Source organism: Chitinophaga sp. 05T412, from assembly GCF_056396465.1.
Window position 1 is genome coordinate 1 of the sequence record NZ_JBFTLN010000118.1, and the last position, 359, is coordinate 359.

1 protein-coding gene is annotated in these 359 nt (G+C 70.2%); it reads right to left on the minus strand.

All coding sequences use genetic code 11. From position 1 onward, the window contains the following. A partial coding sequence (locus tag AC1DFM_RS34945; protein ID WP_477081408.1) for an aspartate-semialdehyde dehydrogenase occupies positions 1 to 359 on the minus strand: 359 nt, incomplete at both ends.

The following is a 359-nucleotide window of genomic DNA, read 5'->3' on the forward strand; positions in this document are numbered from 1 at the left end:
GTTGTGCAGTTCGGGTTGGCGACGATGCCCTTGGGGATCGTGTCGAGGTCGCCCGCGTTGACCTCGGAGACGACGAGCGGCACCTCGGGGTCCTTGCGCCACGCGCTCGAGTTGTCGATGACGGTCGCGCCGGCGGCGGCGACCTTGGGGGCGAGCTCCTTGGACGCGGCGCCGCCGTTGCTGAAGAGGGCGATGTCGATGCCCGAGAAGTCGGCTGTCGCGGAGTCCTCGACGACGACGTCCTCACCCTTGAACGGGAGCGTCGTGCCGGCCGAGCGGGCGGACGCGAAGAACCGCACCTGCGTGACCGGGAAGTCGCGCTCCTCGAGAAGGGCGCGCATGACGCCGCCGACCTGACC